Consider the following 22,554-nt stretch of genomic DNA (forward strand, 5'->3'; position numbering starts at 1 on the left):
CTGCAGGGAGGATTGCCATGAAAATACTCATTGTCTCCGGCTTCCTGGGAGCCGGAAAAACCACCTTCATCCGTCATCTGACGGATACGCTTCCCCAGGTGGATTTTGCCATTTTTGAAAATGAAATCGGGGAAACGGACCTGGATGCCAAGGTCCTGCGGGATGGGGACCGGAGCCTGAATGTGTACGAAATGACGGAAAACTGCGTGTGCTGCACCGGCAAGGCGGATTTTCTCACCAACCTGATGACCATCCTCTCCGCCCTGGATCCGGAAGTGCTCATTGTGGAGCCTACGGGAGCAGCCCGGCTCAGTGCCCTGATGGGGGCCATCGAGGGGCTGCAGTACGACGCCCTGGAACTGCTGCCGCCCCTGACCCTGGTGGATGCCGGGACATTTTTCCGGGAAAAGGATGATTTCAGTGAGCTGCGCCTGGACCAGATCCGTCATGGATCCGTACTGGTTCTGTCCAAATCGGAACAGCTGTCCCCGGAAGAGACGGCGGTTTACCGCCAGGAACTCCAGGAACTGGCTCCGGAGGCGGAGATCATCACCGGGGATTACAAAAAACGGTCCGCAGACTGGTTCCGGAGCCTGCTGGAAAAGCGGGGAGGACTAGTCCTGGCGCAAGAGGATCATGAACCCTGCCAGGAACACCACCATCATGACCATGACCATCATCACGGAGAAGAGGCCCTGACCACTGTGACCCTGACCCGGGTGGCCGTGCCCCATCCCCTGTACCTGATGCGGTTCCTGGACCTGGTGACCAAAAGCTGTTTCGGCCGGATTCCCCGGGCCAAAGGGTATCTGCCCTGCGGGAACGAATGGGTCCGGTTCGATCTGGTCCAGGACCGGTGGCTGATTACTGGTTTTCCCCCCCAGGCAGAGGCCCGGGTGACCCTGATCGGAACCCGGCTGAAGGAAGAAGCGGCCCGGAGCTGGTTTGAAGGGGCGGAGGGAGCTGCAAGGTCCGGGCTATAACAGTTGGCGGTTCATTCCGTAAGAAGATAGCTGGCCTTTATGAGAGCCAGGATGGCTTCGTCCGCCAAAGAATTATCCAGCACCACAGAAATCCACAGCCGGTGGTTCATGTGATAGGCAGGATAGATGCCGGGAATGTGGTGGAGCTGTTCCGCCTCCTGGGGCCGGATCTTCAGATTCATCACGTCGAGCAGGTCAGGGGTGCCATCCTTGTGGAGGACCGTACGCTTCACATTCATGATGAGGGCGAACCATTTCCGGTTGGAAGCATGGCGGAAAATTCCGTAGGACTGGTAACGGGCAGAATGTTCCCAGGGAAAATCCGGCCTGACCTGGAACTGGTCCAGGATCTGCCGGGTGAGCCGGTTGGCCTGGGGAGAAGCAAAAAGGACATCCCGGCAGCAGTGGTCGGCAATGTCTCGCAGCAGGGCGCCGGGCCTGCGCCCCCTACGGGACGGAACACAATGGCGGGTCGTCGGGCTTCCCCTGTATGGTACAATAGAAAGAAAAAAGGAGGCCTGCCATGAGAAAATATTGGAGCTTGGCCGCCCTGCTGGTCCTGGCCTTTTTGCTTGTTCTCCTGGCCGGCTGCGGAGTGGACCAAAGACAGAGGGACGGGAAGACCGGGGCCTCGCCGGTGAGGATCAGTGGGCCGCTTCGGGGCCCAGTCTTCTAGTCTCTGGCCGGATGAACGACTCACGATGAACCCCAAAGGAGGAACTCATGCCAATCCATTTTACCCCTTTCACTGGGGGGCTTTTGCTGATCAATCTCATTACGTTTGCCGCTTACGGCTATGACAAATTCTGTGCCAGGCGGGGAGCCTGGCGGGTGCCGGAAATCCGGCTGCTTCTTTTGGCGGCGGTGGGGGGCAGCCTGGGAGCCCTGTTGGCCATGTTCCTGTTCCGGCACAAGACGAAGCATCTGAAATTCACCATCGGGGTGCCGGTGATCCTGGGGCTGCAGATTTTTCTGGGGGTGAATTTTCTCATCGCCAGTCAGTAGCCAAAGGAGAAATTTGCAGGCAAATCTTTTGAAGGGGAACGCAGCCCAGCTGCGTTTTCTTTCAGAACCATCTTCCTTTGACCGTTGGCAGCAGCCCTCCGCATTTCCCTCTTGCCAAACGTCAAAATGTCAAATATAATAGAGCATGGGAGAACCTGTCTTTCCCATAGGAGGTAATCATCATGCGCAATATTGCCGATGCCATAGAGCAATTCATCATCAGCGAGCTGTTCGCCAATGAACAGGACCGGGTGGATGTGAAGCGGAGCCAGCTGGCGGAAAAACTGTCCTGCGCTCCCAGCCAGATCACCTATACCCTGACCACCCGTTTCACCCCGGAACGGGGCTACGAAGTGGAATCCAAACGGGGGAACGGGGGCTTCATCCGGATCATCCGGCTGCCCCGGCAGACCCAGGCCCATCCGCTGCTGCCTTCCGGCAAAGAGGTGAAATCGTCCGGCCAGCTGGTCCAGGCCCTGGCTTCCCACAAACTGATCACCGGCCGGGAAGCCCGGCTGCTGGATTATTTCCTCCATGTACTGGGGGACCATGTAAGCGAAGAAAACAAGGAACAGATTGTGCGGACGGCGTTCCAGCTGCTCCAGGAGGAGGAGTAAGTGGCCAAAACACAGACCCATTATGTATGTCAGAACTGCGGGTATTCCACTCCCAAATGGCTGGGCAAGTGCCCGGAATGCGGCCGGTGGGATACCCTGGTGGAAGAAACGGCGGCGCCGGCTCCCAGCCGGCAGCGGCCGTCTTATCTTGCGGTGACGGAGGCCCCCACCCCCAAGACCCTGAAACAGGTGGACCGGGTGAAGGTCCAGCGGATGACCACCGGGATCCATGAATTCGACCGGGTGCTGGGAGGGGGCATCGTCCCCGGTTCCCTGATCCTTCTGGGCGGGGCCCCGGGCATCGGGAAAAGCACCATCACCCTGGATGTTTCCATGAAGGCGGCGGCCCGGGGTGCCCGGGTGCTGTATGTTTCCGGGGAAGAAAGCGAAGCCCAGACAGCCATGCGGGCAGAGCGGCTGGGACAGGCCACGGACGCCCTGCAGATCATGACGGCCACGGAACTGGGCACCATCCTGGTCCAGGCCCGGCAGGTGAAGCCCCGGCTCCTGGTCATCGATTCCATCCAGACCATGTACAACCAGGAACTGGAAAGCGCCGCCGGCTCTGTGGGCCAGGTGCGGGAATGCACCGCCAAGCTTTTGACCTTTGCCAAGGAAACGGGGATCGCCATCATCATTATCGGCCATGTGACCAAGGAAGGGAATATTGCCGGCCCCCGGCTGCTGGAACACATGGTGGACGTGGTGCTCCAGTTCGAAGGGGACCGGTCCTACACCTACCGGGTGCTTCGGGCCCTGAAGAACCGGTTCGGCTCCACCAGCGAATGCGGGATCTTTTCCATGGAAGAGGAAGGGCTCCGGGAGGTGGCCAATCCCTCCGGGCTGTTCCTGGAAGCCAGGGAAGAAGCGGTGTCCGGTTCGGTGATCACCGCGGCCATGGAAGGGAACCGGCCCATCCTGACGGAAATCCAGGCTCTGGTGTCCCATACCCCATTCGGTCTGCCCCGGCGGACGGTGGTGGGGGTGGATTTCAACCGGGTGAACATGCTGCTGGCGGTGCTGGAAAAGCGCTGCGGCATGAATTTCGGGGATCAGGATGCCTATGTGTGCGCCGTTGGCGGCATGAAAGTGAAGGAGCCGGCTGCGGACCTGGCCATCCTGGGGGCCCTGGTATCCAGCTACCGGAACCGGCCGGTGCCCATGGGGGTGCTGGCCATGGGCGAAGTGGGCCTTACCGGGGAACTGCGCCGGGTGGGCCTTACGGACCGGCGGATCAAAGAAGCCGCCCAGCTGGGATTCAAACGGTTCATCGTCCCCAAAGGGAGCTTCCCCCAGGGCAAGGAGCCCAAAGGGGTCACCGTGATCCAGGCCAGGACCGTGGAAGAAGCCATTGCGGGGATGTACAGGGAATAGGGGTGCTGCACGTTTTGTGCAACACCCCCTGTATTTATTTGACAGCCCTCTATACTTTTTATATAATTTATGGGATACGAAATAGATTATATTATTCTGGCTGATGGGATTTTCCTTTTTGCTGGAGCGAATTTGGGAGAGTTGGTAATGAAATATTTAAGTGGCAACGAGATTCGACAAAAGTATCTTGATTTCTTTAAGGAACGGGGACACCTGGTACTGCCCAGTGCTTCCCTGATTCCCCACGATGACCCTACGCTTCTTCTGATCGGCGCAGGCATGGCTCCGTTCAAGCCGTACTTTACCGGCAAGGTGAAACCCCCTGCGACCCGGATCACCACCTGCCAGAAATGTGTCCGTACCGGGGACATTGAAAACGTGGGACGCACGGCCCGGCACCATACCTATTTCGAAATGCTGGGGAACTTCTCCTTCGGGGACTACTTCAAGAAGGAAGTGATCCCCTGGGCCTGGGAATTTCTCACCAAGGTGCTGGAACTGCCGGCGGACAAACTGTGGATCACTGTATACCCCAAGGACCAGGAAGCCTATGACCTGTGGCATGATGTGTGCGGGGTTCCGGCGGAACGGATCGTGAAACTGGAAGACAACTGGTGGGAAATCACCAGCGGCGGTCCCTGCGGCCCGGATTCCGAAATCCACATCGATCTGGGCGAAGAACGGGGCTGCGGCAGCCCGGACTGCGGGCCCGGCTGCGACTGCGGACGGTTCCTGGAACTGTGGAACCTGGTGTTCACCCAGTACAACAAAGAACCGGACGGCAGCTACACCCCGCTCCAGCACAAGAACATCGATACCGGCCTGGGCCTGGAACGGGTGGCTTCCGTGCTCCAGAACAAACCCAGTAACTTTGAAACGGACCTGATCTTCCCCATCATCGAATACGCCTGCAGGGTTTCCGGGAAGACCTACAACGCGGATCCCAAGGACGATGTGTCCCTGAAGGTCATCGCCGACCATGCCCGTTCCGTCACCTTCATGATCGGGGACGGGATCCTGCCTTCCAACGAAGGCCGGGGCTATATCCTGCGCCGGGTACTGCGCCGGGCCATCCGTCACGGACGCCTCCTGGGCATCCGGAAGGAATTCCTGGTGGGGGCTGCGGACCTGGTCATCGACATGTACGGGGACCATTACACGGACCTGCGGGAAAAGAAAAGCTACATTGAAAAAGTCATCGCCATGGAAGAAAACTCCTTCCTTCAAACCCTGGAACAGGGCACCGATCTGCTGAACCAGAAGATCGACGCCATGCGGAAAGCCGGCAGCACCGTCCTGAACGGGGAAGACGCCTTCCAGCTGTACGACACCTTCGGGTTCCCCTGGGAACTGACGGAAGAAATCCTGGAAGAACAGGGTTTCACCATGGATAAGGAAGGCTTTGAAAAGGCCATGGAAGCCCAGCGGGAAAGAGCCCGTTCCGCCCGGAACGACAAAGAGGGCAAACCGGTGCTCTACGAAACCCGTCATCTGAAGCTGGGGACCCTGACTGTGGACGAAGCCAGCAAAAACGGGAAAGTGGCGGCCATTTTCCCGGCCCATGACACCCAGCCCATCCAGAACGCCAAGAGCGGGGATGAACTGGCCGTGATCCTCACCAACACCGCCTTCCATGCAGAAGGGGGCGGTCAGCTGGGGGATACCGGCCGGCTGGTATCCGACAAGGGCATCTTCAACGTGACCGACACCAAAAAACTGCCGGACGGCTACACCATCCAGCTGGGAACCCTGGAACAGGGCACCCTGAGCGTAGGGGATGAAGTGGAATTCGAAGTGAACCTGAAACGCCGGGCGGACATTGCCCGGAATCATACGGCCACCCATCTGCTCCATGCGGCCCTGAAACAGGTGCTGGGCAGCCATGTGAACCAGGCCGGCAGCTATGTGGGACCGGACCGTCTCCGGTTCGACTTCTCCCACTTCTCTCCTTTGACGGAGGAAGAACTGGCCCAGGTGGAAGACATCGTCAACGAAAAGATCCTGGATGCAGTGGATGTGGAAATCTCCCAGCAGGAACTGGAAAAAGCCCGGGAAATGGGCGCCATGGCTCTGTTCGGGGAAAAATATGGCAAGATCGTCCGGGTGGTGAACGTGCCGGGATACAGCATGGAACTGTGCGGCGGTGTCCATGTGTCCAACACCAGCCACATCGGCCTGTTCAAAATCCTGTCCGAATCCAGCGTGGGCGCCGGGGTGCGGCGGATCGAGGCCGTGACCGGACGGGGGGCTCTGGCCTATACCCGGGAACTGGAAAACCTGATCGGAGAAGCTGCCACTGCGGTGAAGGGCCGTCCCAACAACCTGGTGACCCGGATCAGCGCCCTGCAGGAAGACCTGCGGGCAGAAAAACACCGGGCAGATGAAATGGAAAAGAAACTGGTGGCCGCCCAGGCTGCCAGCGTGACGGCGGATGCCAAAGACGTGAAGGGCGTGGCTTTCCTGGCCCAGGAAGTGAAGGTACAGGATGTGGATGCCCTGCGGAAGATGGGGGACACCCTCCGGGACAAGACCGGCGGGGTGGTGGTCCTGGCGGCTCCCATGAGCGCCGACAAGGTGAACATCCTGGTCATGGCCTCCAAGGAAGCCGTGAAGAAAGGCATCCACGCCGGGAAGATCGCCAAGGCTGTGGCCCAGACCATGGGCGGCAACGGCGGCGGACGGCCGGATATGGCCCAGGCCGGGGGCAAGGATGCCTCCAAAGTCCAGGAAGGACTGGCCAGGGCCCTGGAACTGGTGGAAAGCCAGATCCAGTAAAAACAACAGCAGGATTGCTTGACAAGAAGGTGTGGAAATGGATCCAAAGGAAAAACTGGGAAAAGCCCTGTACCATCTGCTGGAGAAAAAACACCTCCACGATATCACAGTGGACGAGATTGTCCGGGATGCGGGGCTGAAACAGGAAGATTTTGACCGGTACTGCAAAAGCAAGAAGGAACTGGCCCACTGGGTGTACCTGCATATCCTGGCCCGGCACGGCCGGGATATCCTGAAAAGCCGGTGCTGGTCCGAAGCCCTGTACAAGAAGTTCCTGCTGTACAAGGCCAACCTGAAGTTCCTCCAGAACCTGTACACCAGCTGTGATGTGGAAGACATCCGTCAGACCAACCGGCGGTTCGTCCGGGATGCCTACCATCTGATGCTGAAAAAGGCGGGAGCGGATCTGAAGAACCCCCACATCCAGTTCGCCACGGAAATGGTGATCTATGGCAGTGAGGAAATGACCATGCGCTGGATCCTGGAAGGGATGGAAGTCCCCATCGAAGTGATGCTGGTGCTGTTCCAGGAATCCATTCCCCTGATCATCAGTCAGTATTTTTATTAAGAAAGTGGGAGGCTGCTGCGTCTGCAGCAGCCTCCAGTCGGAAGTCAGAAGTCGGAAGCCTCTGGAAAGGATCTGCCTTGAAAGTCAGATTCCGCCGATTGTGTAAAACCGTAGGGGGCGCAGGCCCGGCGCCCCGCTCAAGGCACGGACAATCCATGTGCCATGCGGGCGGCCGGGCCTGCCGCCCCTACGGAACCGATTTACACATTCCTGGAATTTGCCTGCAAATTTATCCAGGGGCTCCTGATTTCAGACTCCCGATTTCAGATTGAGCCGCTTTGCGGCTCTCCTGCAGCATAAAGGAGGGATACCATGTCTCGTACTACACAGGAAACCACCATGTTCAAACCGGTTCCGGAGAGCAAAAGTGTTTCGGAGACCATCCGGGAGGTGGCGGAAGCCCTGACGGAAAAAGGGTACAACCCCATCGACCAGCTGGCGGGCTATCTCCTGAGCGGGGATCCGGCCTATGTGACCAGCTACAAGGACGCGCGGCTGAAGATCCGCCGGTTCGAACGGTATGAACTGATCGAAGCCCTGCTCCAGGCGTACCTGGAGGGAACGGAACGCAGATGAGGATCATGGGCTTGGATCTGGGTACCCGGACCATCGGGGTGTCCGTCAGCGACGAAACCGGCTTCATCGCCCGGGGGGTGGAGACCATCCGCCGGAAGGGCCTGGAAAACGATCTGAAGCGTCTTGGCGAACTGGTGGAACAGGAAGAGGTGGGGCAGTTCGTCCTGGGCTACCCCAAAAACATGAACGGGTCCATCGGCGACAGAGCCAGGGCCAGTGAAGAATTCAAAACGATCCTGGAGGAACGCTTCCCGTCCATCCCGGTTGTCCTGTGGGATGAACGGCTCTCTACGGTAGCGGCCGAAAAAGTCCTGATCGAGGCGGATCTCCAGAGGAAGAAACGGAAGAAAATCATCGACATGATGGCCGCGGTGGTCATCCTGCAAAATTATCTGGACAGCCCGAGGAGGAATTGACAATGGCCAAGAAAGACGACGAAACCCTGCTGGAAACGGAAGACCAGGAAGCGGTGGTGGTGATCACCGACGAAAAAGGCAACGAAACCTATTACCTGGAAGAAATGGTGATCCCCATGGACAGCAAGAACTTTGCCCTGCTGACCCAGATCCCGGAAAATGACGATACGGATCCGGACGATGAGGACAATGTGATCATTGCCCGGGTGGATTTCGACGAAAACGGGGATCCGGTGTACCTGGACCCTACCGACGAAGAATTTGAAGCGGTCCGGAAAGCCTATGAGGAAATCATGGACGAAATGGACGCCCAGTAAACAGGACGGTCCATCATGCGGAAAAAATTACTGCCCATCGGGATCCTCCTGATCCTGGCCCTCCTGGGAGGGGGGTACTGGTACCTGGATTATTACAACACCAACACCAGCCTGGCCACGGGCCAGAAAGTCCGGTTCACGGTGACCCATGGGATGACCACCGGGGACATCGCCACCCTGCTCTACAACAAGAAACTGATCCAGACCCCGGATTCCTTCCGGATGGCCGCCCGTCTCAAGGGACTGGAAAACCATCTCCAGGCCGGCACCTATGAGATCACCGCCGGCATGAGCGACGGGGAGATCATCAACATCCTGTCCAAGGGGAAGGTTCATTCCAACCGGTTTGCGGTGCCCGAAGGGGCCACCGTCAACGAAGTGGCCCTGAAACTGGAGCGGGAACACCTGACCACCGCCCAGGAATTCAAGGATGCCTGTCGGAACTATGCTCCCTATCCCTATATGCAGACCAGCAACCCGGATGTGGTCTACAAGGCGGAAGGGTTCCTCTGCCCGGCCACCTATGATTTTCCGGAAAACGCCAAGGCCAGCGACATGGTGGCCATGATGGTGAAGGAATTCGACAAGAAGCTGACCCCGGACCTGCGGACGGACATCCGGAAAAGCTATCTGTCCCTCCGGGACATTGTGAACCTGGCTTCCATGGTGGAACGGGAAGCCACCCACAAGGAAGAGATGCCGCTTATTGCCGGGGTGTTTGAAAAACGGATGCAGATGGGGATGCCCATCCAGTCCGATACCACCATCCAGTACATCCTGGGGGCCCAGAAGAAGGAAGTCACCTACGACGACCTGGAACTGGCATCTCCCTACAACACCTATCTGAACAAGGGGCTGCCTCCGGGACCGGTGGGGAATCCCAGCATGGATGCCATCCGGGCGGTGATCCACCCGGTGATGACCGATTATCTGTACTTTGTGGCGGATAAGGAAGGGTACCATCACTTTACCAAAACCTACGAAGAACATGTGGCCATGATCCAGAAACTGAATCCTGGAGAAGTCATAGGAGAAGCACAGTGAACAAACCTGAACTGCTGGCTCCCGCCGGGAGCCTGGAAAAGGGCCGGATGGCCCTTCTGTACGGAGCTGATGCCGTGTACCTGGGCGGGAAGGCTTTCGGGCTCCGGGCTTTTGCCGCCAATTTTTCCCTGGAGGAGATCCGGGAAATGGCGGCTTTTGCCCATGAAATGGGGAAAAAGGTCTATGTGACCGTGAACATCTTCCCCCACAACAGCGATCTGCCGCCTCTGCCGGAGTATCTCCGGAACCTGGATGCAGCCGGGGTGGACGCCCTGCTGGTGTCCGACCTGGGGGTGTGGAACACCGCCCGGGAAGTGGCGCCCCGTCTGGATCTCCATGTGAGCACCCAGGCCAATGTGACCAACTGGGCCACCGCCCGGGCCTGGGAACAGCTGGGTGCCAGCCGGGTGGTGCTGGCCCGGGAACTGTCCCTTGCGGAAATCCGGGAGATCCGGGAAAAGATCCGCGCGGAAGTGGAAGTGTTCGTCCACGGGGCCATGTGCATTTCCTATTCCGGCCGGTGCCTTTTGAGCAACTACTTCACCGGGAGGGACAGCAACCGGGGAGCCTGTGCCCAGGTGTGCCGGTGGGAATTCGGCCTGACGGAAAAGAACCGGCCCGGAGAAGTGTTCCCGGTGGCGGAAGACGAACGGGGCACCTACATCATGAATTCCCGGGACTTGTGCCTGATGGACTGTCTGCCCCAGCTGATGGAAGCCGGAGTCAGCAGCCTGAAGATCGAAGGCCGGATGAAAAGCGTCCATTATGTGGCTTCCGTGGTCAGCGCCTACCGGAAGGCCATCGACCTTTGCTGGCAAGATCCGGAGCATTTCACCGTGCCCCAGAGCCTCCGGGCGGAACTGGACAAAGTGTCCCACCGGCCCTACACCACCGGGTTCGCCCTCCGGAAGACCGGTCCGGAAGACCAGGTGTACACCACCAGTTCCTATGAACAGACCGCGGATTTCGTGGGCCTGGTCCGGAGCTTCGATGCCCCTTCCGGCCGGGTGCAGGTGGAACAGCGGAACCATGTGAAGGCCGGGGAAGTGCTGGAAGTGCTGAACCCTGCCGGCCAGGTGTTTCCCTGGACCCTGGAAGCCATGGAAGACGGGGAAGGGAACCCCATCACCGCCGCACCCCATGCCCAGATGCTGTTCACCGCCAAGGGGGATCCCCGGATGACGCCCTTTTCCCTGATCCGGCGGCTGAAGGGCTGAAACAAAACAATTTGTAACAAAGTACACGGAAACCCTTGCTTTTTTTCGGGGTTTAAGAGTAAAATAGATTAGTCGAACCGATTCTGTTCGGCAGTCACAAGGAGACGATAGGATGAAGGCACTGGAAAGACTTCGGGCTTTTCTGGAACAGGAAAAAGTGGACGGGATCTTCATCAAGGGAGATTCCTCCATCCGGTATTTCACCGGGTTCACCGGCGGGGAAAGCCTGCTGTATGTGGATGCCCGGCGGGCGGTGATCATCACTGATTCCCGTTATACCCTGCAGGTGCGCCAGCAGGCACCGGAGTGCGAACTGGTGGAGCATCTCCACGGGTTCTGGCCGGAAGCGGCCAAACTGCCTCAGTCGGACAACCTGGCCCTGGATGGGGATTATTTTTCCTATACGGAACAGTGTGCCCTGGCAGCGGTCCTGCCCCATGCCGCCTGGAAGAATGTGAACCTGGTGGGCCTGCGGGCGGTGAAGACTCCGGAAGAGATGCAGCTCATCCGCCGGGCGGTGGCCATTTCCGACGAAGCCTTCCTCCAGCTGCTGCCCCATATCCGGGCCGGCCGAAAGGAAAGCGAACTGGCGGCGGAACTGGAATACAACATGCGGAAGCTGGGGTCCACCAAGCCTTCTTTTGAAACCATCTGTGCCTCCGGCAAACGGAGCGCCCTGCCTCACGGGGTGGCCTCCGACAAGGTGGTGGAAGAAGGCGACTTCATCACCTTCGATTTTGGCGCCACCTATGGGGGCTACTGCTCCGACATCACCCGGACGGTGGTGGTGGGGAAGGCCGCTCCCTGGCAGAAGGAAATCTATGACATCGTCCTCCAGGCCAACCTGCTGGGCGAAAAGACCCTGAAGGCCGGGCTTACCGGCATCCAGGTGGACGGGGCCGTCCGGGACTTTATCGGGTCCAAGGGCTACGGGCCCAACTTCGGCCATGGTCTGGGCCACGGCGTGGGCCTGGACATCCACGAAAAACCGGTGCTGAACCGGGCCAACGGCCAGCCTCTGCCGGCCGGGGCTGTGGTGACCATCGAACCGGGCATCTACCTGCCGGACAAGGGCGGGGTCCGGATCGAAGACACGGTGCTGGTGACGGAAACGGGCTGCGAACGGCTCACTTCCGTCCCCAAGGAACTGAAAGAACTCTGATTTACCCATACTAATTTATTTTTTGGAGGTTGTTTTCATGATTTCTACGAACGATTTTAAAACTGGCGTAACGGTTGAAATTGACGGCGATGCCTGGCAGGTCGTCGAATTCCAGCATGTAAAACCGGGCAAAGGCGCTGCTTTCGTACGGGCCAAAATGCGCAACCTGTGCACCGGCGCTGTAGTTGAACGGACTTTCAACGCAGCTGAACGTCTGCCCAAAGCCATTGTGGAAAGAAAAGACATGCAGTATCTGTATGAAGCCGATGGCACCTATGTGTTTATGGACAACGAAACCTATGATCAGATCGAACTGAACAAGGATCAGCTGGGCAACGCCATCAACTTCCTGAAGGAAAACATGGACGTGAAGATCATCAGCTTCAAGGAACGGATCCTGGGCGTGGAACTGCCCAACACGGTGGAACTGACCGTAGTGGAAACCGAACCGGGGATCAAAGGGGATACCGCTACCGGCGGCAGCAAGAACGCCAAGATGGATACCGGTTATGTGGTGAAGGTTCCTCTGTTCATCAACGAAGGGGACGTGCTGCAAATCGATACCCGTACCGGGGACTATATCGCAAGAGCATAACAAACAACAAATGGGGGGCTGTCGCAGGACAGCCCCGTTTTGTATTCCGGCTGCTCTCCAGGGCGGACCGGATCTGGATAAAGGATATTTTTATGAAAACAATCTATCTGGTGCGCCATGGGGAGACCCTGGCCAACCGGCAGGGCATCCTCCAGGGCTGGAGCAACAATCCCCTGGATGATACAGGCCGGAAACAGGCGGCGGCCCTGGTGACCCGGGCATCCCGGGTGCCCCTGGACGCCATCTATACCTCCGATCTGATCCGCACCCGGGAAACGGCGGCTCCTCTGGCGGAGGCCCGGGGACTGGAACCCACCGTGCTCCCGGGGCTCCGGGAAATTTCCTTCGGGAAATGGGACGGCCATCATCTGAAAGAAATCCAGGAAAAGGATCCGGACACCCTCCGGGACATTTTCCTGAAGCCGGGCCAGGTGGACCTGGAGGCGGAAGAAGATCTGGCCGCCTCCCAGGAACGGGCCTGGGAAACCTTTACGGGCCTGGCGGAGGGCATGGACCCGGACGGCACCATCCTGTGCGTCAGCCACGGAGGTCTGATCCGGCTCCTGGTGTGCCGGATCCTGGGCTTTTCCATCGACAACATGTGGCGGATGAGCCTGGCCAACACCGCCTTCGTCCAGGTGGTCCGGACGGAGGAATACGGGTTCCGGGTGGACAAGCTGAACGATATGGGGATGCTGTGAGACCCTTGACTCATCTGTTATAATAATAGATACATATATATCTTTCAAATGAGGGAGCGATTTTTATTTTAGAATTCAAGCACATCAGCATCGACGACAAGCCGATCTTTGATGATTATTTTACAGAAGAAGATTACCACGCCTCGGAATGCTGCTTCGGCTCCATTTTCATCTGGCGGAACCAGTATGACAGCTACTGGGGCATCAGCCACGGCTGTCTCATCATCAAGGTCACCGTACACGGCACCACCTTTGTGCTGCCGCCTTTCGGGGGGGTCAACGAAGACCTGCCCAAGGTGCTCTGCGCCCTGAAACAGTATTTCAAGGGGGAACCCTTCGAAATGCACGGCATCTACGAGCACACCATCGAACGGTTCCAGAAATACCTGCCCCAGGTGAACAAGTTCACCACGGACCGGGACAACTGGGACTATGTGTACCAGCGGTCCAGCCTGGCCAGCCTCAGCGGCCGGAAGCTCCACGGCAAAAAGAACCATTACAACCAGTTCATCAAGGACAATCCCGAGTTCGTCTACGAACCCATCACCCCGGCCAACAAGGACGAATGCATCGCCTACGGGAAGGAATGGGTGGAAAAACGGGAGCTTACCGACCCCTCCATCGTGGCCGAATACGATGCCATCAAAGAAGGGCTGAACAACCTGGAAAAACTCCAGCTCCGGGGCGGGCTGATCCGTCTGGACGGCCAGGTGAAGGCCTTTACCTTCGGGGAACGGGCCGGGAAGAACACCGCAGTGATCCATGTGGAAAAGGCGGATCCGGATATCCGGGGCCTGTACACCGCCATCAACAAGGAATACATCGCCCACGAATGGCCGGATGTGACCTACATCAACCGGGAAGAGGACATGGGCAAGGAAGGGCTCCGGGAAGCCAAGGAATCCTACAAGCCCGCGTTCATGGTGAAGAAATACAATACGGTGATCCGGTAAAGGAGGAAAACCATGGATTTTCGTTTGCTCCAGGAAAGCGCCCTGTCCCAGGCGGCGGACCTGTGGGACTACTGTTTTGAAAAGAAGGGAACCCCTTTTTATGAATGGTATTTCCGGGAATATGCCCTGAAGCAGAACCGGATCCTGGGCGGGTTCCAGGACGGGAAGCTCCGGACCATGCTCCATCTGAATCCCTACGTGCTCCGGGTCCGGGGCCGGGACTGGAAGGTCCCCTATATCGTGGGGGTGGCCACGGACCCGGTGGCCCGGGGACACCATGTGATGGGCCAGCTGATGGATACGGCCTTCACCATGCTCCGGGCCATGAAGGTGCCCTTTGTGATCCTCATGCCCATTTACGCCGGCATCTACCAGCCCTACGGTTATGCCTGGACCCATCTCCGGAAGCATTACACCCTGCCCCTGGCCGGACTGGACCTGGCAGGCCGTACCCTGGACGGTTATGAGCCGGAACGGGTGGATACCGCCAAAGCCCGGGACCTGGTGGCTCCGGTCTACGCCAGAAGCATGGAACGGTACCACGGATATGCGGTACGGGATCAGCGGGTGTGGGACAATCTCCTCATCACAGCCGCCCAGGAAAATTTTGAGACGGTGATTCTCCGGAATGACGGTGCGCCGAAAGCCTATGCGTTGTATAATAGAGAGGGTGACAAAGTGACCGTCCAGGAACTGGCAGCGGTGGATCCTCCGGCGAAGATCCGGCTGCTCCAGTATTTCAAGGGGCTGGCGGGGATCCACAAGACCCTGGACTGGCTGGCACCGGAAGATGATCTGACCTGGACCCAGCTGCCGGACCAGGCCCTGGCCCCGAAAGAAGCTCCTTTCATGATGGGCCGGGTGATCAACGCGGCGGCCTGTCTGAAGGCTCTGGCCGTGCCGGAGGACCTTTTGGGGAAGACCCTGGTCCTGGCCCTGAAGGACGAACAGATCGCCCTCAACACCATGCTGGTGAAACTGGAATTCACCCGGGAAGGCATCAGGCTGCTGAACACCCTGGACGATCCGGAAGTGCTGCTGGATGCAGGGACCTTCACCCAGCTGTTTTTCGGACTTATGGGACCGGCACAGCTGCAGCAGGCCGGCATGATCTATGTGGACAGTAAAAATGCGCTGGAAATCCTTGACAAATTGTTCCCGCGGGAGAATAATTTTATCAATGAGTATTTTTAAGGGAGGCTGTCATGAGCGACAAGATTAGAAGAGTATTTGTGGAGAAGAAGAAAGAATATGCTGTGGAAGCAGCAGGTCTGTGTTCCGATCTCCAGCAGACCCTGGGGCTGAAGAATCTGAAAAGCGTCCGGATCCTGAACCGGTACGATCTGGAGGGCCTCAGTGACGAAGAATACCAGGAAGCCAGAAGCCTGGTGCTCAGCGAAGCACCGGTGGATGTGGTCCGGGATGAAGAAGTGGAAATCCCTGCCGGCATCCGCAGCTTTGCCGTGGAACTGCTCCCGGGCCAGTACGACCAGAGAGAAGATTTTGCCGCCCAGTGCATCCAGGCCATCACCCAGGGACAGCGGCCCATTGTGGCAGCCGCCAAAGTGTTCCTGCTGGAAGGTGACCTGTCCGACGCCGACTTTGAAAAAATCAAGAAATACTGCATCAACCCGGTGGAAGCCCAGGAAGCGGCCATTGAAAAGCCGGAAACCCTGGATATGACCTGGGATGTGCCCAAACCCGTAGCCGTGCTGGACGGCTTCCGGAGCCTGGACAGAAAAGGCCTGGAAGACTTCCTGAACCAGCAGGAACTGGCCATGAGCCTGGAAGACCTGGCCTTTATCCAGGAATACTTCCAGAAAGAAAACCGGGATCCCTCCATTACCGAAATCAAGGTGCTGGATACCTACTGGTCCGACCACTGCCGGCACACCACCTTTGAAACCAAACTGGAAAACGTTTCCATCACCGACGGCGTATACACCCAGCCGGTGGCGGAAGCCTATGACCTGTACAAGAAAGACCGGGATTTTGTCTACGGTGCCGACACCAAACGCCCCATCACCCTGATGGACATGGCATGCCTGGCCACCAAGAAGCTGAAAAAGGAAGGGAAGATCCCCGACCTGGATGCTTCCGAAGAAATCAACGCCTGCAGCATCGTGGCCCCCATTGACGTGGACGGCAAAAAAGAAGACTGGCTGGTGATGTTCAAGAACGAAACCCACAACCATCCCACCGAAATCGAACCCTTCGGCGGTGCCGCCACCTGCCTGGGCGGGGCCATCCGGGATCCCCTCAGCGGCCGGAGCTATGTGTACCAGGCCATGCGGGTCACCGGGTCCGGCGATCCCCGTACCCCTTATGAACAGACCCTGAAAGGCAAGCTGCCCCAGCGGAAGATCACCCTGGGCGCTGCAGCCGGCTACAGCTCCTACGGCAACCAGATCGGTCTGGCCACCGGTTCCGTGGAAGAATACTACCATCCCAAATTCGTGGCCAAGAGAATGGAAGTGGGGGCCGTCATCGGGGCTGCTCCCCGGGACGCCGTGGTCCGGGAACGTCCGGCTGCGGGCGACCTGATCGTGCTGCTGGGCGGCCGTACCGGCCGTGACGGCATGGGCGGCGCCACCGGTGCCTCCAAGGAACACACCACCAAATCCCTCAGCGAATGCGGTGCAGAAGTCCAGAAGGGGAATGCCCCCAACGAACGGAAGATCCAGCGGCTGTTCCGGGATCCGGAAGTGACCCGGCTGATCAAACGGTGCAACGACTTCGGGGCCGGCGGGGTATCCGTGGCCATCGGCGAACTGGCACCGGGCCTGGTAATCAACCTGGACAAGGTGCCCAAGAAATACGAAGGCCTGGACGGCACGGAACTGGCCATCAGTGAATCCCAGGAACGGATGGCCGTGTGCATCGCCGCCAGCGACCTGGACAAATTCATGGCCGCTGCCGCCAAGGAAAACCTGGAAGCCACGGTGGTGGCGGAAGTGGCGGAAGATCCCCGTCTGGTGATGTACTGGAGAGGGGAAAAAATCGTGGACCTGTCCCGGGCTTTCCTGGATACCAACGGCATTCCCCAGAAATCCAATGTGGTGGTGGACGGAGTGGAAGAAACCTCTCCCTTCAACAGCACCCCGGAAGAAGTGGAAGGCAAAAAGGATATCAAAGAAGCCTGGCTGGCCAACCTGGACCGGCTCAATGTGTGCAGTGAAGAGGGCCTGGGCGAACGGTTCGACGGCTCCATCGGCCGGGGCAGCGTACTGATGCCCTACGGCGGCCGGAACCAGCTGACCCGCACCGAAGGCATGGCGGCCCGTCTGCCGGTACTCCACGGCAAGACCAACGCCACCTCCATCATGGCCAGCGGCTATGATCCCAACGTGTGCTGCTGGAGCCCGTACCACGGGGCCATGTACGCCGTGGTGGAAGCCGTGTGCCGGGCTGCGGCCATGGGGGCCGACCCGAAGAAACTGCGTCTTTCCATGCAGGAATACTTCCCCAAACTCCATACGGAACATACCTGGGGCCGGCCTTTCGCCGCTCTCCTGGGTGCCTATAAAGCCTGCTGCGAACTGGAACTGCCGGCCATCGGCGGCAAGGATTCCATGAGCGGCACCTTCATGGACCTGGAAGTTCCGCCTTCCCTGATCTGCTTCGCCGTAGGGGTTATGGACGGCCGGGATACCATCTCCAACGAATTCAAACAGGCCGGCAACACAGTGGTGTTCATCCCGGTACCCTGCGATGAACACGAAGTGGTGGATTACCCCGCCCTGCGGACCCTCCTGGACAGCGTCCACAAAGCCATCCTGGGCAAACGGATTCTCACCGCCGGCGTGGTGAAGGAAGGGGGCGTGGCAGCCGCCATCTCCTCCATGTGCCTGGGCAACGGTCTGGGCTTCGGGTTCGTGAAACCCTTCCTCCATGAGGAATGCCTGTTCACCCTGCAGCCCGGCGGGTTCCTGGTGGAAATGGCACCGGGGGCCGATCCGGACAAAGTCTTCGCCGGCAATGATTTCCTGGTGCTGGGCTCCCTGACCGACGACGGCAAAGTCACCGTCAACGACACCGCCATCACCCTGGACGAAATCAAAGCCGCCTATACCCGCACCCTGGAAGGGGTATTCCCCTCTGTGGTGAAGGATTCCGGCAAGGAAATCTGCCGGATGCCCTATTACCGGAATGACCTGCCCCTGACCGCGCCCTACAACGTGGCCCAGCCTCGGGTGTTCATTCCCGTATTCCCGGGCCTGAACTGCGAATACGACACCGCTGCCGCCTTTGAAGCAGCCGGTGCCAAAGCCGATATCTGTGTGATCCGGAACCTGACTCCGGAAGCCATCAAGGAAAGCGTGGAAGAAATGGCCAAACGGATCAAAGAAGCCCAGATCCTGGCCATTCCCGGCGGGTTCTCCGCCAGTGACGAACCGGAAGGATCCGGCAAGTTCATCGCCACCATGTTCCGGAACCCGGCCCTGAAGGAAGCGGTGCTGGATCTCTTGTACAACCGGGACGGCCTGGCCCTGGGGATCTGCAACGGTTTCCAGGCCCTGATCAAACTGGGTCTGGTGCCCTATGGAGACATCCGTCCGCTGACGGAAACCTCTCCCACCCTGACCTTCAACACCATCGGCCGGCACATTTCCCGGATGGTGGAAACGAAAGTGGTTTCCAACAAATCTCCGTGGCTGGCACTCACCGAACCCGGTGACATCCACACGGTAGCCGTATCCCACGGGGAAGGCCGGTTCGTGGCCACGGAAGAAGAGATCAAGAAACTCTTCGCCAACGGCCAGGTGGCCACCCAGTATGTGAACCAGGCAGGGGATCCCACCATGGAAAGCCCCTACAACCCCAACGGCTCCCTGTATGCCATCGAAAGCATCACCAGCCCCGACGGGCGTGTGCTGGGCAAGATGGGCCACACCGAACGGTTCACCGAGGGTCTCATGAAGAACATCCCGGGGAACAAACTGCAGCCTCTGTTCCTGGGCGGCGTGCAGTACTTCAAGTAAGCAAAACAGGGAAGGGGTTGCTGCATGTGCGGCAACCCCTTTTGTGTATGACTTTGGTCCTATGTCATTCGTATGCGTCATAGGTCATAGGTCATGCCCTTTTGGAAAGCAATTTTTGCCAATTTCGTTTGCATGAAAAATGCATCATTCATTAAAGGAGAAGATTCTGCATGGAACTTTCTGTTGGGGCAAAACTCCATGGTTTTGCCGTACAAAAAATCACCCCTCTGCCGGATATCGAAGCCACGGCCTATGAAATGATCCATGAGGTCAGCGGCGCCCGGCTGTTCTACCTGGCCAGCCAGGACGACAACAAAGTGTTCACCATCGGGTTCCGGACCCCCAGCCAGGATGATACCGGGGTGGCCCACATCACCGAACATTCCGTCCTCTGCGGCAGCCGGAAATACCGGCTGAAGGAACCCTTCGTGGAACTGGTGAAAGGCTCCCTGAACACCTTCCTGAACGCCATGACCTACACGGACAAAACCGTGTATCCGGTGGCCAGCCGGAATGCCAAGGACTTCCGGAACCTGGCGGACGTGTACCTGGACGCGGTGTTCTATCCCCTGACCGGGGAAAATCCCTTTACCCTGCGCCAGGAAGGCTGGCATTACGAACTGGGCCAGGGAGAGGACAAGCCCCTGGTGTACAACGGCGTGGTCTACAACGAAATGAAGGGGGTCTATTCCTCCCCGGACGCCATCGAGGAACATGAGGTGATGAAGGCCCTGTTCCCGGATTCCCCTTACCGGTTCGAATCCGGCGGCCTGCCTTCCGCCATTCCCCAGCTGACCCAGGAAGGATTCGTGGCCTTCCACAAAAAATACTACAGCCCGGAAAACGCTTATATCTACCTGTACGGGGATGTGAACATCGACGACTGGCTGGACTACATGGACCGGGAATACCTGAGCCGGTTCCCCAAGACCGGCACCCTGAAAGTGGAGATCCCCCTCCAGGCTCCCTTCGACCAGACCCGGGAAGTGAAAGCCTCCTACCCGGTGCCCGAAGGGGATGACACCGCCCACAAGACCTACCTTTCCATGAACATCGTGGTGGGGTCCGCCCTGGACCAGAAGCGGATCATGGCCCTGAAGCTCCTGACCCATGTGCTCCTGGACGGGAACAATGCGCCCCTGCGGCTGGCGCTCCTTCGGGCGGGCATCGGCAGCGACGTATCCGGCAGCCTGAACGGCTCCCAGCTCCAGCCCGTGTTCTCCGTGGAAGTCAGCGGCTCCGACCCGGATAAGGAAGACCAGTTCGTGAAGGTGCTCTACCGGACCCTCCAGGACCTGTCCCGGAACGGGATTCCCCGGCGGCTTCTGGAAGCAGAACTGAATTCCGAAGAATTCAAGATGCGGGAAGCGGATTTCAACATCTATCCCAAAGGCCTGATCTACGGCCTGAACGTGATGGAAACCTGGCTGTACGGGGGAGACCCCACCACCTGCCTCCGGTTCACCGACTGTCTGGACTTCCTGCGCAGCGCCATCGACAAGAAGTACTATGAACAGCTCATCGAAAGCGTGCTGCTGGACAACACCCACAAATGCCTGGTGACCCTGACCCCGGAACCCGGGAAGGAAGCCCGGGATGCTGCCCGGTTTGCGGAAACCATGGCGGAAAAGAAGAGCCATATGGACCAGAAACAGCTGGAAGAAGTGGCGGCCATCGCCGATGAGCTCCATGCCCGGCAGGCGGCTCCCGATACCCCGGAAGCCCTGGCCTCCATCCCCCTGCTCCAGCGGTCCGACATTGCCCGGAAGAACGATTTCGAACATCCCCAGGTGACGGAAGAAGGGAAGCATACCCGGCTGGTGCTCCATCAGTTCACCAACAAAATCGCCTATTTCGACTGGTGCTTCGACCTTACCGGCCTGCCGGAAGACAAGCTGTGCTATGCCTACCTGCTCACCGACGTACTGGGGAAGGTGGACACCGATGACTATTCCTACGAGGAACTGACCACACTGGCGGACCTGTATCTGGGGGGGCTGAACTTCGAAGTGAAGCCCTACTGCAGGTACAGCGACACCAACAGCTACCGGAACGTGTTCAAGGTATCCGCCAAGGTGCTGGAAAAGAACGAGGACAAGCTGTTCGCCATCCTCAGCAGCATCGCCCTCCGGAGCCATGTGGACGACAGGAAGCGGCTGAAGGAAATCGTCAGCGAAGTGAAGACCGACTGGGACAACAACTTCTTTGCCCGGGGGATGACCGTGGCCACCCTGCGGCTCATGAGCTACTTCTCCAAGTCCGCCCGGAGCCTGGAACATGACCAGCTGACCTATTACCAGTTCCTCCAGGATCTGTGGGCCCATTTCGATGAGCGGGCCGAAGAAGTGGCCGCCAATCTGAAAGCCCTGCTGCCCGCCTTCTTCCATCAGGATGAACAGCTCCAGTCCCTGTCCTGCGACCGGGATATGGAAGAGGAGGCCCTGGCAAAAGTGGCCGCCTTTACGGCTCAGCTGCCCCATTCCCCCTATGCGGGGAAACCGGCGCCGGACCTGGCAGCTCCCGGGAAGAACGAAGGAATCACCACCTCCGGGAAGGTCCAGTACGTATTGGCCGGGGGGAACTTCCACGACCACGGCTACCACTATACCGGGGCCATGAAAGTGCTGGAAACCATCCTCCGCTACGGTTACCTGTGGACCAAAATCCGGGTCCAGGGCGGAGCCTACGGGGCCGGCACCCGGTTCGACCCCACCGGCACCTTCTACCTGTCCAGCTACCGGGATCCCAAACTGGCGGAAAGCCTCCAGGCCTACCGGGATCTGCCGGAGTACCTGGAAAAATTCCAGGCTTCCGACCGGGAAATGACCAAGTACGTGATCGGCACCATCAGCCTGGTGGACACCCCCCTGACCCCGGCCATGCACCTGGAAAAGGCCATCACCGCCCAGATGAAGGGGACCCCGGAAGACCTGGCCCAGAAGAAACGGGACCAGATCATCGACTGCACCCCGGAAGACATCCGGGCCCTGGCGCCCCTGGTCCGGGATGTGCTCTCCGACGGCTACCTGTGCGTGGTAGGCGGCGAAGGGAAGATCGAAGAGAACAAGGGATTGTTTGAACGGGTGATCAAGGCGTAAAATGCGGTCAACGGACGGAGGAGACCATCTGCCGGAGGCAGATGCTTTTGAACAGAAACGCAGCTGGCGCTGCAAAGGGACCCGTGCAGCGGGTGCCTTCCTTCGTCCAGTGACCAGTGACATGTGACCAGTGACAAAGGGACTGTCCCTGTGTATGTTTTTTACACAGGG

Annotated in this window: 20 protein-coding genes; 18 read left to right on the forward strand and 2 right to left on the reverse strand. The window is 58.7% G+C overall.

Going from position 1 to position 22,554, the window contains the following annotated elements; translation table 11 throughout:
• The first annotated feature begins 17 nt into the window (after positions 1-17).
• On the forward strand, positions 18-983 hold the full coding sequence (locus ACFER_RS04665) for a GTP-binding protein (RefSeq protein WP_012938264.1): 966 nt from the start codon (positions 18-20) through the stop codon (positions 981-983).
• 11 nt (positions 984-994) lie between these two features.
• Here ACFER_RS04665 and ACFER_RS11935 read toward each other — a convergent pair whose 3' ends face one another.
• A complete protein-coding gene (locus tag ACFER_RS11935; RefSeq protein WP_081443262.1) occupies positions 995-1,516 on the reverse strand; it encodes an MmcQ/YjbR family DNA-binding protein in 522 nt (173 codons plus the stop codon).
• 190 nt (positions 1,517-1,706) lie between these two features.
• Between ACFER_RS11935 and ACFER_RS04680 the strand changes: the two genes are divergently transcribed.
• From ACFER_RS04680 to ACFER_RS04740, 13 genes are all read left to right on the forward strand, one after another.
• A complete protein-coding gene (locus ACFER_RS04680) occupies positions 1,707-1,988 on the forward strand; it encodes a DUF1294 domain-containing protein (protein ID WP_012938265.1) in 282 nt (93 codons plus the stop codon).
• Between the two features lie 182 nt (positions 1,989-2,170).
• Positions 2,171-2,605, forward strand: coding sequence for a CtsR family transcriptional regulator (locus ACFER_RS04685; RefSeq protein WP_012938266.1), 435 nt, complete (start codon positions 2,171-2,173; stop codon positions 2,603-2,605).
• Positions 2,606-3,979, forward strand: a complete 1,374-nt coding sequence (gene radA, locus ACFER_RS04690; protein WP_012938267.1) for a DNA repair protein RadA — start codon at positions 2,606-2,608, stop codon at positions 3,977-3,979.
• 147 nt (positions 3,980-4,126) lie between these two features.
• The gene (alaS, locus tag ACFER_RS04695; protein WP_012938268.1) at positions 4,127-6,754 is read left to right on the forward strand and encodes an alanine--tRNA ligase; all 2,628 of its coding nucleotides are present in this window, start codon (positions 4,127-4,129) and stop codon (positions 6,752-6,754) included.
• Between the two features lie 37 nt (positions 6,755-6,791).
• Complete coding sequence (locus ACFER_RS04700; protein ID WP_012938269.1) at positions 6,792-7,322, forward strand: TetR/AcrR family transcriptional regulator; 531 nt, start codon at positions 6,792-6,794, stop codon at positions 7,320-7,322.
• 312 nt (positions 7,323-7,634) lie between these two features.
• Positions 7,635-7,898 (forward strand): IreB family regulatory phosphoprotein, encoded by a 264-nt coding sequence (locus ACFER_RS04705; RefSeq protein ID WP_012938270.1) that lies wholly within the window; start codon positions 7,635-7,637, stop codon positions 7,896-7,898.
• A complete protein-coding gene (ruvX, locus tag ACFER_RS04710) occupies positions 7,895-8,314 on the forward strand; it encodes a Holliday junction resolvase RuvX (protein WP_012938271.1) in 420 nt (139 codons plus the stop codon). Before ACFER_RS04705 ends, ruvX begins: the two co-directional genes overlap by 4 nt.
• Positions 8,315-8,316: 2 nt before the next feature.
• On the forward strand, positions 8,317-8,631 hold the full coding sequence (locus ACFER_RS04715) for a DUF1292 domain-containing protein (RefSeq protein WP_012938272.1): 315 nt from the start codon (positions 8,317-8,319) through the stop codon (positions 8,629-8,631).
• A 15-nt stretch (positions 8,632-8,646) separates the two neighbouring features.
• On the forward strand, positions 8,647-9,675 hold the full coding sequence (gene mltG / locus ACFER_RS04720) for an endolytic transglycosylase MltG (protein WP_012938273.1): 1,029 nt from the start codon (positions 8,647-8,649) through the stop codon (positions 9,673-9,675).
• The gene (locus ACFER_RS04725; RefSeq protein ID WP_012938274.1) at positions 9,672-10,892 is read left to right on the forward strand and encodes a peptidase U32 family protein; all 1,221 of its coding nucleotides are present in this window, start codon (positions 9,672-9,674) and stop codon (positions 10,890-10,892) included. Before mltG ends, ACFER_RS04725 begins: the two co-directional genes overlap by 4 nt.
• A 112-nt stretch (positions 10,893-11,004) precedes the next feature.
• Positions 11,005-12,054, forward strand: a complete 1,050-nt coding sequence (locus ACFER_RS04730) for a M24 family metallopeptidase (protein WP_012938275.1) — start codon at positions 11,005-11,007, stop codon at positions 12,052-12,054.
• 37 nt (positions 12,055-12,091) lie between these two features.
• Entirely contained in the window at positions 12,092-12,649 is a 558-nt protein-coding gene (gene efp, locus ACFER_RS04735) for an elongation factor P (protein ID WP_012938276.1), read from the forward strand.
• Between the two features lie 92 nt (positions 12,650-12,741).
• Positions 12,742-13,350, forward strand: a complete 609-nt coding sequence (locus ACFER_RS04740) for a histidine phosphatase family protein (RefSeq protein WP_012938277.1) — start codon at positions 12,742-12,744, stop codon at positions 13,348-13,350.
• 68 nt (positions 13,351-13,418) lie between these two features.
• Here ACFER_RS04740 and ACFER_RS11770 read toward each other — a convergent pair whose 3' ends face one another.
• Positions 13,419-13,592 carry a hypothetical protein gene (locus ACFER_RS11770; RefSeq protein ID WP_227898307.1) on the reverse strand — a complete coding sequence of 58 codons (174 nt, stop codon included), beginning with the start codon at positions 13,590-13,592 and terminating at the stop codon, positions 13,419-13,421.
• Here ACFER_RS11770 and ACFER_RS04745 point away from each other — a divergent pair.
• From ACFER_RS04745 to ACFER_RS04760, 4 genes are all read left to right on the forward strand, one after another.
• Positions 13,521-14,303: a DUF2156 domain-containing protein gene (locus ACFER_RS04745; RefSeq protein WP_244830085.1), complete on the forward strand. Its 783-nt coding sequence runs from the start codon at positions 13,521-13,523 to the stop codon at positions 14,301-14,303. The genes ACFER_RS11770 and ACFER_RS04745 overlap by 72 nt on opposite strands.
• A 12-nt stretch (positions 14,304-14,315) precedes the next feature.
• Positions 14,316-15,497 (forward strand): GNAT family N-acetyltransferase, encoded by a 1,182-nt coding sequence (locus ACFER_RS04750; RefSeq protein ID WP_012938279.1) that lies wholly within the window; start codon positions 14,316-14,318, stop codon positions 15,495-15,497.
• Between the two features lie 11 nt (positions 15,498-15,508).
• Positions 15,509-19,285, forward strand: a complete 3,777-nt coding sequence (locus ACFER_RS04755) for a phosphoribosylformylglycinamidine synthase (RefSeq protein WP_012938280.1) — start codon at positions 15,509-15,511, stop codon at positions 19,283-19,285.
• 170 nt (positions 19,286-19,455) lie between these two features.
• The gene (locus tag ACFER_RS04760) at positions 19,456-22,383 is read left to right on the forward strand and encodes an insulinase family protein (RefSeq protein WP_012938281.1); all 2,928 of its coding nucleotides are present in this window, start codon (positions 19,456-19,458) and stop codon (positions 22,381-22,383) included.
• The last annotated feature ends 171 nt before the right edge of the window (positions 22,384-22,554 follow it).

Source organism: Acidaminococcus fermentans DSM 20731, from assembly GCF_000025305.1.
GTDB lineage: Bacteria > Bacillota > Negativicutes > Acidaminococcales > Acidaminococcaceae > Acidaminococcus > Acidaminococcus fermentans.

Bases quoted from the DNA above. Each gene is read 5' to 3' on its own strand.
- ACFER_RS04700 (WP_012938269.1), top strand. From the start codon at position 6,792: ATGGATCCAAAGGAAAAACTGGGAAAAGCCCTGTACCATCTGCTGGAG.
- ACFER_RS04665 (WP_012938264.1), top strand. From the start codon at position 18: ATGAAAATACTCATTGTCTCCGGCTTCCTGGGAGCCGGAAAAACCACC.
- ACFER_RS04705 (WP_012938270.1), top strand. From the start codon at position 7,635: ATGTCTCGTACTACACAGGAAACCACCATGTTCAAACCGGTTCCGGAG.
- ACFER_RS04680 (WP_012938265.1), top strand. From the start codon at position 1,707: ATGCCAATCCATTTTACCCCTTTCACTGGGGGGCTTTTGCTGATCAAT.
- ACFER_RS04755 (WP_012938280.1), top strand. From the start codon at position 15,509: ATGAGCGACAAGATTAGAAGAGTATTTGTGGAGAAGAAGAAAGAATAT.
- ruvX (WP_012938271.1), top strand. From the start codon at position 7,895: ATGAGGATCATGGGCTTGGATCTGGGTACCCGGACCATCGGGGTGTCC.
- ACFER_RS04730 (WP_012938275.1), top strand. From the start codon at position 11,005: ATGAAGGCACTGGAAAGACTTCGGGCTTTTCTGGAACAGGAAAAAGTG.
- efp (WP_012938276.1), top strand. From the start codon at position 12,092: ATGATTTCTACGAACGATTTTAAAACTGGCGTAACGGTTGAAATTGAC.
- alaS (WP_012938268.1), top strand. From the start codon at position 4,127: ATGAAATATTTAAGTGGCAACGAGATTCGACAAAAGTATCTTGATTTC.
- ACFER_RS04760 (WP_012938281.1), top strand. From the start codon at position 19,456: ATGGAACTTTCTGTTGGGGCAAAACTCCATGGTTTTGCCGTACAAAAA.
- ACFER_RS04750 (WP_012938279.1), top strand. From the start codon at position 14,316: ATGGATTTTCGTTTGCTCCAGGAAAGCGCCCTGTCCCAGGCGGCGGAC.
- ACFER_RS04740 (WP_012938277.1), top strand. From the start codon at position 12,742: ATGAAAACAATCTATCTGGTGCGCCATGGGGAGACCCTGGCCAACCGG.
- mltG (WP_012938273.1), top strand. From the start codon at position 8,647: ATGCGGAAAAAATTACTGCCCATCGGGATCCTCCTGATCCTGGCCCTC.
- ACFER_RS04715 (WP_012938272.1), top strand. From the start codon at position 8,317: ATGGCCAAGAAAGACGACGAAACCCTGCTGGAAACGGAAGACCAGGAA.
- ACFER_RS04685 (WP_012938266.1), top strand. From the start codon at position 2,171: ATGCGCAATATTGCCGATGCCATAGAGCAATTCATCATCAGCGAGCTG.